At 29.2% G+C, this 14,238-nt stretch carries 12 protein-coding genes; 2 read left to right on the plus strand and 10 right to left on the minus strand.

The window, feature by feature from the left end; genetic code table 11:
* Positions 1 to 24 precede the first annotated feature (24 nt).
* From BM119_RS08805 to rapZ, 4 genes are read right to left on the minus strand one after another with little or no spacing between them, the layout of a single operon-like run.
* On the minus strand, positions 25 to 1,326 hold the full coding sequence (locus BM119_RS08805; protein WP_090040679.1) for a DRTGG domain-containing protein: 1,302 nt from the start codon (positions 1,324 to 1,326) through the stop codon (positions 25 to 27).
* A gap of 6 nt (positions 1,327 to 1,332) precedes the next feature.
* The gene (gene whiA, locus BM119_RS08810) at positions 1,333 to 2,286 is read right to left on the minus strand and encodes a DNA-binding protein WhiA (protein WP_090040681.1); all 954 of its coding nucleotides are present in this window, start codon (positions 2,284 to 2,286) and stop codon (positions 1,333 to 1,335) included.
* A 12-nt stretch (positions 2,287 to 2,298) separates the two neighbouring features.
* A complete protein-coding gene (locus tag BM119_RS08815) occupies positions 2,299 to 3,633 on the minus strand; it encodes a gluconeogenesis factor YvcK family protein (RefSeq protein ID WP_090040683.1) in 1,335 nt (444 codons plus the stop codon).
* Positions 3,630 to 4,514: an RNase adapter RapZ gene (gene rapZ, locus BM119_RS08820; protein WP_090040685.1), complete on the minus strand. Its 885-nt coding sequence runs from the start codon at positions 4,512 to 4,514 to the stop codon at positions 3,630 to 3,632. The genes BM119_RS08815 and rapZ overlap by 4 nt, the downstream gene beginning before the upstream one ends.
* Positions 4,515 to 5,418: 904 nt before the next feature.
* Here rapZ and BM119_RS08830 point away from each other — a divergent pair.
* The gene (locus tag BM119_RS08830) at positions 5,419 to 6,057 is read left to right on the plus strand and encodes an accessory gene regulator ArgB-like protein (protein WP_090040690.1); all 639 of its coding nucleotides are present in this window, start codon (positions 5,419 to 5,421) and stop codon (positions 6,055 to 6,057) included.
* 21 nt (positions 6,058 to 6,078) lie between these two features.
* Positions 6,079 to 6,222 (plus strand): cyclic lactone autoinducer peptide, encoded by a 144-nt coding sequence (locus BM119_RS08835; RefSeq protein WP_090040692.1) that lies wholly within the window; start codon positions 6,079 to 6,081, stop codon positions 6,220 to 6,222.
* A gap of 126 nt (positions 6,223 to 6,348) precedes the next feature.
* On the opposite strand, the gene hisC is transcribed toward BM119_RS08835, so the two are convergent.
* From hisC to BM119_RS08865, 6 genes are all read right to left on the minus strand, one after another.
* Complete coding sequence (gene hisC / locus BM119_RS08840; protein WP_090040694.1) at positions 6,349 to 7,434, minus strand: histidinol-phosphate transaminase; 1,086 nt, start codon at positions 7,432 to 7,434, stop codon at positions 6,349 to 6,351.
* A 249-nt stretch (positions 7,435 to 7,683) separates the two neighbouring features.
* Positions 7,684 to 8,598 (minus strand): UDP-N-acetylmuramate dehydrogenase, encoded by a 915-nt coding sequence (murB, locus tag BM119_RS08845; protein ID WP_090040696.1) that lies wholly within the window; start codon positions 8,596 to 8,598, stop codon positions 7,684 to 7,686.
* 98 nt (positions 8,599 to 8,696) lie between these two features.
* Positions 8,697 to 9,419 (minus strand): phosphatase, encoded by a 723-nt coding sequence (locus tag BM119_RS08850; protein WP_090040699.1) that lies wholly within the window; start codon positions 9,417 to 9,419, stop codon positions 8,697 to 8,699.
* The gene (gene uvrC / locus BM119_RS08855) at positions 9,419 to 11,287 is read right to left on the minus strand and encodes an excinuclease ABC subunit UvrC (protein WP_090040701.1); all 1,869 of its coding nucleotides are present in this window, start codon (positions 11,285 to 11,287) and stop codon (positions 9,419 to 9,421) included. Before uvrC ends, BM119_RS08850 begins: the two co-directional genes overlap by 1 nt.
* Before the next feature lie 259 nt (positions 11,288 to 11,546).
* On the minus strand, positions 11,547 to 13,019 hold the full coding sequence (locus tag BM119_RS08860) for a peptidoglycan D,D-transpeptidase FtsI family protein (RefSeq protein ID WP_090040703.1): 1,473 nt from the start codon (positions 13,017 to 13,019) through the stop codon (positions 11,547 to 11,549).
* Position 13,020: 1 nt separating this feature from the next.
* A complete protein-coding gene (locus BM119_RS08865) occupies positions 13,021 to 14,229 on the minus strand; it encodes an FtsW/RodA/SpoVE family cell cycle protein (RefSeq protein ID WP_090040706.1) in 1,209 nt (402 codons plus the stop codon).
* Between the last annotated feature and the right edge of the window lie 9 nt (positions 14,230 to 14,238).

A 14,238-nucleotide genomic window follows, 5' to 3' on the forward strand; every position in this document is an offset into this window, starting at 1 on the left:
ATTTTAATCATTAACTAATTGACTCTATTCAGTTATTCTTATTGCTGATAAAAGTCCCTTTCCTATTAACTCTTTTTTATTATTTAATATATTACATGACACCTTAGAAAACACTCTTCCCATATCAAGTATTTCAACTTCTATTGTTATTTTGCTATCTACTTGAACAGGTTTCATAAAATAAGTACTTACATTATCAACAGATACACTTAAATTATTATGTTTCAATGTATCGATTGCAGTAGCCGTTAAAAGCATATTTAAAGCACTCCATGAGGCCGTTCCTACATTGTTAAGTATTTTTGCAGGTATATTTCCCTCATATATTCTATAATTATTTTCATTCCTACACTTAAAGTTTTTAAGTAAAGTATCTTCTAAACATTCACAATAATCACTGTGAGTATTCATATATTCATAAGCCTTTATAACATCTTTTCTTGTTATAACACCTATAAGTTTTCTTCCATCAACTACAGGACACAATTCTATATCTTCCCATCCCATAATATGAGCAGCGTAAGCTACAGTAGTTTTAGGTGTAACAGTTATTGGATCCTTTATCATTATAGACTTTATACTCTCATTATTATTTGAATTACGTGGTAAATCTTTTGGTGTCACAATACCTACCACCTTCATATCTTTATCTACTACAGGATATCTTATATGAGTAGTCTCACTAACTAGTTCATTCCATCTTTCTATTGTGTCATCAATATTTAGATAAGATGGTTTTTCCCTCATTATATCCCTGATTAAAATGATTTCTCTTCTAATTTTATTTTCAGAAATAGCTCTATTTATCATTGTTGCAATTGAGAAAGTATCATTATTACATGATATTATAGGTAATTCTTTTTCATCAGCCAATCTTTTAACTTCCATGCTACATCCAAAACCACCACTAATTAATACTGCAGCATTTTGTTTTAATGCACATTTTTGAATTTCTTCCCTGTTCCCAACAATAACCAAACTATTAGGTGAAACATATTTTTCAAAGGCTTCTACTGTCATAGCTCCTATTGCAAACCTGTTTAATGTTTTGCTTAAGCCATGTTTTCCTCCTAAAATTGTTCCATTAGTTATCTCTAAAACATCTGAAAATGTAAGATTTTTAAAACTTTTTTTATCCGGTTTTTCAACTCTAACAGTACCAACCCTAGGAATGGTACTTACTAATCCTAGGCTCTCACATTCCTTTATTGCTTTATAAGCAGTACCTTCACTTACATCCATTTCTCCGGCAATAAATCTTACAGATATTTTATTTCCTGGCTCAACTGATTTTATATAGGAAATTATATCTTCCTGCTTAGACATACAGTATTACCTTCCTTCTTTTCTTAATTCTTCTGCAATTTTTTCTATTTTTCTTAATCTATGATTAACACCTGATTTTCCAACTGGAGGTTCTAACATTTCTCCAAGTTCCTTTAAAGACTCATCTGGATATTCTAGTCTTAATTCAGCTATTTCTCTTAGATTTTTAGGTAACCTGCCTAAGCCTATCTCATTTTGTATAAGTCTTATGCTCTCAACTTGCCTTACAGCTGCATTTACTGTTTTACTTAAGTTTGCAGTTTCACAATTCACAAGCCTGTTTACATTATTTCTCATTTCTTTCATTATTCTTATATTTTCAAGCTGGAGCAATGCATTATGAGCCCCCATTATATTTAAAATATCTACTATTTGTTCCCCTTCTTTTATGTAAACTATATAACTGGATTTTCTTTGTATAACCTTAGAATTTAATCCAAATTTATTTATAATTTTACTTAAATCCTCTGCATATTCTATGCTATGAGTCACAAATTCTAGATGATAAGTTTTTTCTGGATTACTTATACTTCCTCCGCCTAAAAACGCACCTCTTATATATGCTCTTTCTTCTTGTTCATTTTTTGCAAGATGAGGATTTATTCCATAATCTAATGACATCATTCCATCCTCTTCTTTTAAAATTCCTGTAAGCTTTAACAGATCTTTTACGCCCATATCTTCTGTTATCATTACAATATATATGTTGTTTTTCTTTAAAGAATTGCTTTTTTTCACCATTAGCTTTGCATGAATACTTAAATGCTCTTTTAAAAGCTTAAACATCAATCTAGCTGTTGCAGGGTTTTCAGTGGTTACCTTAAAACTAACCTGCATTCCACTAGTAAATGATAAAGTACCACTTACCTTCATTATTGCTGATAATTGTGCAATGGCTTCATCTTTCGATAATCCCACATACCTACATAATTCTCCTTTTACCTTAGCTGAAAATGACATCTAATTCTACACCTACTCCTTATTATTGTTTTGTTTTAATCGTTCTGATAAATAGAAGTATTCTACTATTTTCTTTCTGTCATAGAATAATTTCTTATCCATTATTGTTTCTATCAGAATTGCTGCTAAATTATCTGCATCATGTCTTATTAAATTATTTTTTACTTTCACTAAGTTTCCTTCTACAACTTCAACATTTAATTTGTTTAGCATTTCTTTGTCTATTGTTACTAAATTTGATCCATCTAAATGATATTTTTGCTTTAGTTCATCATCTATATCCCCAATATTTGCAACTACATAATCAACAATTCCATAACCACCATGCTTGTATATAGCTGAAATATGATCAGAAACTGTAAATTTATCAGTTTCTCCTGGTTGAGTCATTATGTTAGATATATATATCTTTATTGCATTTGTTTTTTGAAGAGCATTTGATATATCTTTAATAAGCAAATTAGGTATAACACTTGTATAAAGACTTCCTGGCCCAAGTATTATTGCATCTGCTTCTTTTATAGCTTCAACTGCTTCCTTTAAGGCTTTTGCTTCCTTTGGCTCAATAAACAATTTGTCTATTGGGCTCTTTTGTTTTAATGCCTCTTCCGGGATTAAGGATTCACCTATAATTATATTTCCATTTTTAAGTCTTGCTTTAAGTACCATATCCTCTAACGTAACTGGCAAAACTTTTCCTGTTACAGCCAAAACAGAGCTCATTTTTTGAACAGCATCTTCAAAATTATCTGATATACCGTCCATAGCTGCTAAAAATAAGTTTCCAAAATTTTGTCCCTTTAATCTACCATCTTTAAATCTATATTGTAAAAGCTCCTCCATTAGTGGCTCTGTATCTGCTAATGCAAGTATGCAGTTTCTTATATCTCCTGGAGGAAGTATTCCTAAATCTTCTCTTAATGCTCCTGAACCACCACCATCATCACCAACAGTTACTATTGCCGTAACATTTGATGTGTAGTATTTTAGTCCCCTAAGCATAGTAGATAACCCAGTTCCCCCACCAAGAACTACTATTTTGGGCCCTTTTATTAAAAGTCTTTTTTCATACATTAGATTTTCAATTTTTCTAGAATCTAATGAGAATTTCAAATAACCCTTGTTTATAAGTGCTATTATTGATTTTATTCCTTCAGTTACAGAAATATAAAGTATAAATATTCCTGTTATATTTAAAAAAGCAAAGAAGCACTTATAGAAAACATTATACCATCTATAAGTGATCATCTCATTTAAAGCAAATGCTATTACAAGAATTCCAACTAAAGCAAGAAGTATCCACCTCTTGACTTTTATACCAGGTTTTAGCCAGTCGGATAACCTCATAGTTTAACTCCACCTTTATTAATATCTTCATTTATATCTCTGTGCTCTACACTAACTCTTCTTCCTTGTTTTCCAAGAATCTCATATATAGCGTTAGCTATAGCCACTGAACGGTGTCTTCCCCCTGTACATCCTATAGATACTATAAGCTGTCTCTTTCCTTCCTTCTCATAACTAGGTATTAAAAACTCTAGCATATCTTTTAACTTATCTACAAATTCTCTTGTTTCATTTTGACTTAATACATAAGACTTAACTTCTTCATTTTCTCCCGAAAACTTTTTAAGCTCTGGTATATAAAATGGGTTAGGAATAAACCTTACATCAAATACAAGATCTGAATCCACTGGTATCCCGTACTTAAATCCAAAGGATAATACAGTTATTGCAACCTCTCTTTCTATTTGACCCTCTTCTCCATAAACCTCATTTATTTTTTCTCTTAAGTCCTTTATTTCAAGCTTTGAAGTGTCAATTATTATATCTGCTCTATCTTTTAGTTCTCTTAATTTATGCCTTTCAAGACCTATACCTTTTATTACCCTTCCATCTGGAGCTAATGGGTGTTTTCTTCTACTTTCTTTAAATCTTTTAACTAAGACTTCATCTGATGCATCTAGAAATAATATTTCATATTTAAACTCATTATCTTTTAAATATTTTAGACTTTCTACTAGCCCATCAAAGAATTTTCCCCCTCTTATATCCATAACTAAGGCAACTTTCTCAATCCTACCATCACTTTGAATACATACCTCTCCAAACTTGGATATTAATGTAGGAGGTAGATTATCTACACAAAAGTAACCTAAATCTTCTAAATTTCTAACAGCTTGAGTCTTTCCTGCTCCTGATAGCCCTGTAACTATAACAAATCTCATACATCCGCCTCCATATAAATAAATTTTTCTAATCTTAAGATATATTAGTGTCCTAAACCCCAGTTGAAACTAATAATCCCTTTATAAAGTCATTAAAATAAATTTAATCTAAGTATTTTATATAACTGTAACTTAAATTAATATTATATATATTTTAAAACAATGTTCCACTTTACCCTATATTATAGCATAGTAGTGTCTATATATGTATTACAAATTAGCAATAGAGTTTCTTAATCATATAATTAAATGTTTGATTATATTACATATAAACTATAAAACCACTAGTTAAATTAGCTTTTAATTGCCAATTTAAGATTTATTTTTTTATTATTCAGTTTAATATTCATTTTTTGTCATATATAGTATATAATTTACAATATATACTTTATTTCAAAGGTGTGATAATTTATGATAAATTTTACTTGGTTAGATATAACCTTAAGAATTTTACCTGAATCATTGTTATTAATATGGTGCATGTATATTTTTTCAAATAAAAGACTCAATTTATATAAATGGCTTATATCAAGTGTATTAATTTGCTTTTTATTCACTATATCTAGATTTATGATTGGCTCATATATTGTTCACGTCATATTTAATATAGTATTTTCCACTATAGTATGTATTAGAATTAATAAAATTAATATTCATAAAGCTATTTCATTAAATATAGTATATTTTCTTTTAACTCTCATCGCCGAAAATATAAATTTTATAATCCTATGTAGTTTTTTTAATTTAAACTATGATGAAATAAGTTATTCTAGAAGTCTGAAAACTATATATGGATTACCCTCATTTATAATTATAGTTATAATTATATTTTTATCTTACAAATTTAAATTTAGAAAATCAAATAAAAATTGTGCAAAATTCAATAATAAGGATGTAGATAATTATGTTTAGTATTGAAAGTATAACAAAAAAAATGTCTAATGTTATCTCTGAAGAGCTAAATCTTGATAACAATAAAAAACAAGTATTAAATTATGGTGGATTTGCAATAGTACATATATTTATATCTATTACTTTAACAATTATACTTGGACTAATATTTAATGTTGTAGTTGAAGCCTTAATCCTTTCATTTTCTATAAGCATTTTAAGAAAATTTTCTGGAGGAGTTCACGCTTCTACCCCCAATAATTGCCTTATACTTGGAAATTTTGTTTGCATATTTTGCGCAATTATAGTAAAATTTGTTATAATAGGAAATGTAGCGGAACCCAATTTAATTTATTTAGATTTATTAGGATTTTTATGGTGTTATTATATACTTTATAATTTGTCTCCTATAGACAACCCTAATAAACCTCTACGAAATAAAAAGAAAAAATTAGCATTAAAAAAGAAATCTATAATTACTGTTGTTGTTTACCAAAGCATAGTTTTAATTATGGTTTTATATTCACCTAATGAATTGGTAGGATATTCTACAGCATTACTTTTAGGAGCATTATGGCAATGTTTCACCTTAACTAATCCATGTTTTAAAGTAATAACAACTTTAGATTCTTTTTTAAATAAATTATTTTAATTATATAAGGGGGTATTTACTATGAATAGTAAAAAAGCATTATTAACTTTAGCTGAAAAAACTTTAACAAAGGTGGCACAAAATGTTTCATCTAGTGCATGTTATTTTGGAATGTATCAACCAGAAGAACCAGAATGCTTAAAAGAAGACCAAGACGAAGAATAATTTTAAGTCTAAAATAAAAAGGGTACTACAGTTTATTACTGTAGTACTCTTTTTATTTTAGACTTTTATTTAAATCCCCTCACCATTACCTTATAACATTAGCTCCAATTTGGGACTGTTAACAATTTAAAGAACATCATTTAGAACTTGTACCAATTTTCTATTTTGTTCTTTCGTACCTATACTTATCCTTAGCCATTGTGGCATACCTAATAGGAAACCTGGTCTTATTATAACACCCTTTTTTAACATTGCTTCATATACTGGTTTATCATCTCTATTTATATTTACCATAATAAAGTTTGTATTACTATTAACATATTCTAATTTCTTTTCTTCAAAATACTTTGATAAATATTCTCTCTCTTTTCTATTTTCATCAACAACTTCTTTTAAGAAGTCCTGATCTTCTAATGCTGAGACTGCAGCTACTTGTGCAAAAAGGTTTACATCAAATGGATTTATAACTCTATTGATATATCCTACTAGCTCTTCATTAGCAATTCCGTATCCACATCTTAATCCTGCTAATCCATAAGCTTTTGAAAAAGTTCTAAGTGTTATCATATTTGGATATTGATTTAATATTTCTATTGAATCCGGGAAATTTTTATCTTCTACATATTCTATATAAGCCTCATCCATAACAATTATTACATTTTTAGGTATTCTATCTAAAACCTTTTGTAAATCTTCTTTTGTAAAAATGCTTCCAGTTGGATTATTAGGGTTACACATCCATATCATTTTTGTTTTATCAGTTATAGCATTTACCATAGCATCAACATCAAGTCCATTATTTTTCATAGGAATTTTTACACATATTCCACCCATAAGCTTTATATTTGATTCATATCTTGGGAATGTAACTTGGGCTATTATACTTTCATCTCCTGGATTTAAGAACGTTGTGCATAAAACTTTAATTAAAGAATCTGATCCCCCACCACAAAATACTTGACTTACATTAACATTGTAATGATTAGCCAAGGCTTGTTTTAACTGAAAATTACCTGAATCAGGATATAAAGCTGTATTATTAATTAAGTTGTACAATACTTTCTTTACATCAGGAGAACATCCTAATGGGTTTTCATTTGATGCAAGTTTTATTACTTCTTTTAATCCTAATTCTCTTTTTACTTCACTTATTGGTTTACCTGCAACATATTTTTCAGTATCTAATACCTCTTTCCTAATAATTCTTTTCATAAAAAGTCCAGAGAAACTCTCTGGATTCACCCCCCTTTATACGCTTCATATTTTAAATTTTCTTTATTTTCACAATATTATATTACCTTCAATGCTATATATTGTCAAGTTTTGAAATTTTTTTCTAGTTGTTAGCCGTCCCTGCTTTTTAATCCTTAATAACAGATTATTTTTCCGTTATAGCTAAAATATTTTCAAAAAATATTAATATAAAAAATCTACTGCTAAATTTAGCAGTAGATTTTTTGTTTAATCTTCACCTATTATTCTAATCTCTGTATGCAACTCAACATTAAAGTTTTTCTTTACTGTATCTTGAACATGAGCTATTAAATCTAATATGTCCTTAGCTGTTGCATTACCTTTGTTTATTATAAACCCTGAATGCTTTTCTGAAACAGCAGCTCCTCCAATAGATTTACCCTTTAATCCTGAATCCTGTATAAGTTTACCTGCAAAGTACCCTTCTGGTCTTTTAAATGTACTTCCTGCCGATGGATATTCTAATGGTTGCCTTTCTTCTCTTCTTTTAGTTAATTCTCTTATTCTTTCATCTATTGATTTAACTTCTCCTTGCTTAAGTTTTAATTGAACACTTAAAACTACATATCCCATTTTCATTATGATAGATGTTCTATATCCTAATTCTAACTTCTCTTTACTAATTTCTATTACATTACCCTTATCATCTAGTGCTGTAATCATATCTATTACAAAGCTCATTTCCCCGCCATAAGCTCCAGCATTCATAAATACAGCTCCACCTATACTTCCAGGTATTCCACAAGCAAATTCAAAGCCTGTTAAGCCATGGTTTAAAGCTTCTCTTGACACATCTTTAAGTTGTGCTCCACATTGAGCTCTTACCTTATCTTCTTTAACTTCTATATCTGTCAAAGAGGTTAACTTTATAATAACCCCTCTAATTCCACCATCCTTAACCAAAAGATTAGAACCATTACCTATAATAAAATAAGGGACTTTATTTTCTCTACAGTAATCAACTAGTTGTATAATTTCCTCAATAGTATTTGGAATAACCATCATATCTGCTGGCCCACCAACCTTAAAATAGACATGATTTTTCATAGGCTCATTTAATAGAATATTGTTTTCTCCAACAATTTCTTTTAATTTTGATGCATGATTTTCTATATAATTCATTTTTGTACTCCTCAACCCTTATTTATTAGTTTAAATTAAAACTAAATATAGTATAAAATATTTATATAAACTTAATCAAGATATTCTTGCATATAAATTTACATATCTTTTAATTTTCCCTTTAATTTTAAATAATCTATTATCTTATGTCTATTTGTATTCATTATAAGTTCCTCTGGCATTTTTACTGCCTTAAGTATTTCCTTTGAATTATCAAGTATACCTATCTTAGTGCAAAAATGCGAATCACTTCCCATTACAACTTTAACACCATATTCTTTACATAATAGAGCTAGTCTTAAACAATTTTCTTCACATCCAGGTCTAGATCTAAAAGAGCTGTTGTTTATTTCTATTATTTTATTTTTTTCTTTTGCTTTTAATACAACCTTTTCTTGATCTATATCAAAAGCCGGATTTCCTGCATGACCTATTATATCTACATTTTCATTATCCATAGCTCTTAATAGTGCCATAGTATTATCTTCTCTAGTTCCTGGTCTTATACAAACATCATGTAAACTTACAAGCAATAGGTCTAATCTATTTTGAATTTCTTCTGATATATCTATATTCCCTTGAAAATCTATTATATTAGCCTCACAACCACGTAATATAATTAAACCCTCTACAACTCTAGGAACTGCTCTTAAACTATTAAAATAAAACTGATGAGGTCCCCCTGGCATTTTAGGTCCATGATCTGTAACAGCTAGTACTTCTAATCCATTTTTCTTTCCATACTCTATATTTTCCATCAAAGTGGAATATGCATGACCACTAACATATGTGTGAGTATGTGTATCTATAACTGATTTCATTATTTTTCATCTCCTATAAAAAAGTTTATTATGCTTTCAGCAGTTTTTCTATCTATGGATGGAGTTTCTAATAACTCTTCCAAAGAAGCTTTTTTTATGTTTTCTATAGAACTAAATTTAGTTAATAGTTCTTTTCTTCTCTTTAAACCTACATTAGGTATTTCCTCTAAAATAGATTTAAATGTTTTTTTATCTCTTAAAGTTCTATGATATGTTATTGCAAATCTATGAACTTCATCTTGAATTCTTGTTATTAACTTCATAGCATTTCTTTTTTTACCAAATCCAACTTCTCTATTATTATATATAATTCCTCTAGTTTTGTGCTTATCATCCTTAACCATACCTGCAACAGGTATATTTATACCTAGTTCTTCTAGGACTTCTAATGCTATATTTACCTGACCTTTACCACCATCCATAAGAATCAAATCAGGAAAAACACAAAACTTACCTGAAATTAAATTTAAGTTTCTTTCTTGTATTTCTTTAACTTCCTTTAACCCATGTTCAAATCTTCTTGTCAGTATTTCCTTCATAGAATCATAATCATTAGGGCCTATAACAGTTTTTATCTTAAACCTTCTATAATCACTATTCTTAGGTTTTCCCTCTTCAAATACTACCATAGAACCAACAGAATCAAAACCCTGAATATTAGAAATATCAAAAGCTTCTATTCTATGTGGTATTTCTTCTAATTCCAAAAGATCTGTAAGTTCAATCATTGATACCTTATGAAGTTCTTTATCTTGAAGTAATTTCATTCTAAATTTTTCTAAAGTATTTTTTGCATTTTTTTCGACCATATTTAGAAGTTCCTTCTTCTCACCTTTTTTAGGAACTTTTATATTCACTTTAGCTCCTCTTTTTTGAGTTAACCATTGCTCAATAAGCTCTTCTTCTTCAATACATGGTACATATATGTTTTTGGGAATTTTAGCCGTACCACCATAAAAGCTCTTTAAAAATTCTTCTATTATGTATTCTTGCCTATCATTTATTGTGTTTTCTAATATAAAATCTTCTCTTCCTATTATTTTTCCTTCTCTATTAAAGAAAACCTGAACGCAAGTGTCTTTGTCATCTCCATATATATTTATAAAATCCTCATCATCTCCACTACCTAGGAATACCTTCTGTTTCTCTGATATCTTTTCTATGGCTCTTATCCTATCTCTAAGGCTAGCTGCCCTTTCAAATTGCAAATTCATAGATGCATATTCCATATCTATCTTTAACGTATTAATTATATTTACATTCTTGCCATTTAAAAGATTTATAATCTCATTTATTGTATTTCTGTAATCCTCTTTACTTTGTAATCCTGCACAAGGGGCATTACATTTCTTTATATGATAATTCAAGCATGGTCTAATAAATGGTTCTTTCCCTGAAAAACTTTTCCTACACGTTCTTACTGGAAATACCGTTTTAATAAGCTCTAAAGTTTCGTAAACAGCTGCTACATCTGTGTATGGTCCAAAATACTTATTTCCATCCTTAACAAATGTTCTACTTACAAAAACTCTTGGGAACTCCTCATTTGTTGTTATTTTAATGAATGGATAGTGTTTATCATCTTTGAGTAAGATATTATATTTTGGCTTATATTTCTTTATAAGATTACATTCTAATATAAGTGCCTCCATCTCTGAATCTGTAACTATATATTCAAATTCAGCTATATGAGAAACCATTACTTTAACTTTTTCAGACTTATTTTTAGAATTTTGAAAATATTGTCTCACTCTATTTTTTAAAACTTTTGCTTTTCCAACATAAATAACCTCACCTAAAGAATTTCTCATAATATAAACTCCAGGCTTATCTGGAAGATTTTTTAACTGATATTCAAAATCAAACATTTTATCCTCCTAACTAGTGACGATTAACATCTCTAAATTAAAGTTGGGGACGGTTAACATTTTTCTGTTATATATTATACTCTAATTTACAATATATTTAATTACATAAAAATTACTCTTTGGGACGGTTAACATTTAAAACTTTATATATTTAAGTTTTAAATGTTAACCGTCCCTTTAGTTTGAAAGTTGTTAACTGTCCCTAAACAAATAAAAACCTCATTTTGAAATAAAATGAAAGGTTTTTATTTAAAGTATTTTATTTTCCTAAAGCACTTCTCATTATTGTTGATGCTGCTTGTGCTGCAGCAACTCCACCAACTCCACCATTTTCAATTATAACAGCTATACTTATCTCTGGATTGTCGTATGGTGCAAATCCAATAAACCATGAATGTGGCTTAGCTGGTTGACCATTCTTATCCATATAATCAGCAGTTCCTGTTTTACCTGCAGCATTAAGTCCTGAGAATAAAGATGCATCTACTGTACCATTGTCTATAACTGATTTCATATATGTTTTTAAAGTTAGTGCTGTATCTTTTTTCATAACTGTATTTAATGGTTTAGAATCAACTTTACTCACCAATTCCCCATTAAAGTTTAATATTTCATTAACTATTTTAGGTTCCATCATAACACCATCATTTGCAACAGTTGATGCAACTAGTGCCATTTCCATTGGAGTAGCTAAAATACTACTTTGTCCTATACCACTTTGTGCTATATTACCTTTTTCATTTGCCTGAAGTTTAGGGAATATACTATTTTCTATATTTATTCCCTCAGCTGATATTGATTTATTAAAATAAAATTTTTCAGATGTTTCTTTTAATTTATCATTTCCAAGCTCCATTGCTAATGTACCAAAAACAACATTACTTGACTTTCTAAAAGCATCTGCAAACTTTATTGGACCATTGGCTGCTCCGCCAAAGTTACTTAAAGACTGCTTTGAATTAAACTCTATTTTACCATTATCCTCAAAAACTCTATCTTTAAGTCCTGGCATATTTTCTAAAGCTGATGTAGCTGTAACAACCTTAAATGTAGATCCCGGAGGATATAATCCTTGGGTTGCCCTATTTATAAGAGGAGAGTCCTCTCCTGTTATTTCCTTATTATTTATTTTAGTGTATATATCTTCTAAATTATTAGGATCATATGTAGGTTTTGATACCATTGCTAAAACTTCTCCAGTTTTAGGATTTAATACAACAGCAGAACCTTTATTATTACCTATAGCATCATATGCTGCTTTTTGAATTTTATAATCTATAGATGTTTTTAGTGAATTTCCAACTTTATTCTTATCTTGATCATTATTAAATGCTTTCTTTATATCAAATTCTTTTATAGCTTCTTTTATATTAAAGAGAGTATTTTTAGTATTCATTAACTGGTCATCATACTTACTCTCCAGTCCTGTTATTCCATATCTAGGATCTACATATCCTAAAGCATGTGAAAACAATGGACCATCTACGTATGTTCTCTTTTGAGTTAGAGTATCCACTCTTTCACTCTTAGTAAGCTCTTTTCCATTTCTATCATATATAGTTCCTCTAAGCACTTCATTTCTCTTTGCCCACAATCTTTTGTTCTGAGAATTATCAGCTAATCCAGGTGCCTTAAATGTTGTGAAATATGCTATATATGTTATTAAGGCCAGAAAACAAAAGAGGAATACTATAAGAACTTTTTTTACACCGGTAGTTAAATCATCTTTCATTTTAACCCTCCTCTGAAATCTTCTGTATTATCCCCATTGCAAAGAAGCTTGTAAGCATTGATGTTCCACCATAACTTACGAATGGTAATGTTATACCAGTTAACGGAATAGCATTCATAACTCCCCCTACTATAACTAAAACTTGACTTGCAAACATTGCGCTAAATCCAACTGCTAAAAGCTGTGAAAATTTATCATTAACATAAATTGCCGATCTCATACACCTGTAAAACATAAGGAAAAATATGATTAGTATACCAAATCCCATAATTAAGCCTAATTCTTCACATATTATAGCAAATATATAATCTGTAGTTACTACTGGTACAAATTGAGGATACCCTTTGCCAAGTCCTGCCCCAAACAAACCACCTGATGCTATTGCAAACAATCCTTGAACTACCTGAAACCCTTGATCATTAGCATATTCAAAAGGATCTTTCCATATTTGAACTCTTACTCTAACGTGACTAAACAATTTATAGCTAAATACAGCTCCAACACATGAAAGTAAGAATGTTGTTATTATATATTTAAGTTTACCTGTAGATAAATATAGCATTGTTACTGATATTCCAAAAAATATTAATACTGATCCCAAATCTTTCTGAAGAACCATAAATCCTAAAGAATACATAACCACTAAAGCTGGTTTTATTAAAGATTTAAAATTTCCGTCATAATCTTTTAATGTTGAAGCTAGATATGCTGTCAAAAACAATTTTCCTATTTCTGATGGCTGAAATCCTATTGGTCCAATTTGAACCCAGTTTTTAGCTCCATAAATTTCCACACCTAATCCTGGAACCATTGCCATAGACATAAATATTAATGTACCTATAAGATATAGTTTTTTATACTTACTAAAACTTTTTAAGTCTGGTAATAAAACAACAATTAGTACATATGCTATCATTCCAACACTAAACCATACTGTTTGTTTTATAGCAACTGATGGATCTATCCTATATAACATTACTATTCCTATCATACTTAATAGAAATATAAAAAGTAATATATGCTTATCTCCATCTGAAAAATATTTTCTTATTATAAAGTGAGAATAGCCCAGTAATATAACCATTGCTACACCTAATATAATAGCTCTTTTATCAACCTCGCCTTTTAAAATACACAAATTACCAAACATTGCAAAAAGCAATATATATACAAAAAGCAACATCTTTTTTTCATCTTTTAAGCTACCCACTAATTTCAC

It is taken from the genome of Clostridium frigidicarnis, from assembly GCF_900111985.1.
Lineage (GTDB): Bacteria > Bacillota > Clostridia > Clostridiales > Clostridiaceae > Clostridium_Z > Clostridium_Z frigidicarnis.

Bases quoted from the DNA above. Each gene is read 5' to 3' on its own strand.
- BM119_RS08805 (WP_090040679.1), bottom strand. From the start codon at position 1,326: ATGTCTAAGCAGGAAGATATAATTTCCTATATAAAATCAGTTGAGCCA.
- whiA (WP_090040681.1), bottom strand. From the start codon at position 2,286: ATGTCATTTTCAGCTAAGGTAAAAGGAGAATTATGTAGGTATGTGGGA.
- BM119_RS08815 (WP_090040683.1), bottom strand. From the start codon at position 3,633: ATGAGGTTATCCGACTGGCTAAAACCTGGTATAAAAGTCAAGAGGTGG.
- rapZ (WP_090040685.1), bottom strand. From the start codon at position 4,514: ATGAGATTTGTTATAGTTACAGGGCTATCAGGAGCAGGAAAGACTCAA.
- BM119_RS08830 (WP_090040690.1), top strand. From the start codon at position 5,419: ATGTTTAGTATTGAAAGTATAACAAAAAAAATGTCTAATGTTATCTCT.
- BM119_RS08835 (WP_090040692.1), top strand. From the start codon at position 6,079: ATGAATAGTAAAAAAGCATTATTAACTTTAGCTGAAAAAACTTTAACA.
- hisC (WP_090040694.1), bottom strand. From the start codon at position 7,434: ATGAAAAGAATTATTAGGAAAGAGGTATTAGATACTGAAAAATATGTT.
- murB (WP_090040696.1), bottom strand. From the start codon at position 8,598: ATGAATTATATAGAAAATCATGCATCAAAATTAAAAGAAATTGTTGGA.
- BM119_RS08850 (WP_090040699.1), bottom strand. From the start codon at position 9,419: ATGAAATCAGTTATAGATACACATACTCACACATATGTTAGTGGTCAT.
- uvrC (WP_090040701.1), bottom strand. From the start codon at position 11,287: ATGTTTGATTTTGAATATCAGTTAAAAAATCTTCCAGATAAGCCTGGA.
- BM119_RS08860 (WP_090040703.1), bottom strand. From the start codon at position 13,019: ATGAAAGATGATTTAACTACCGGTGTAAAAAAAGTTCTTATAGTATTC.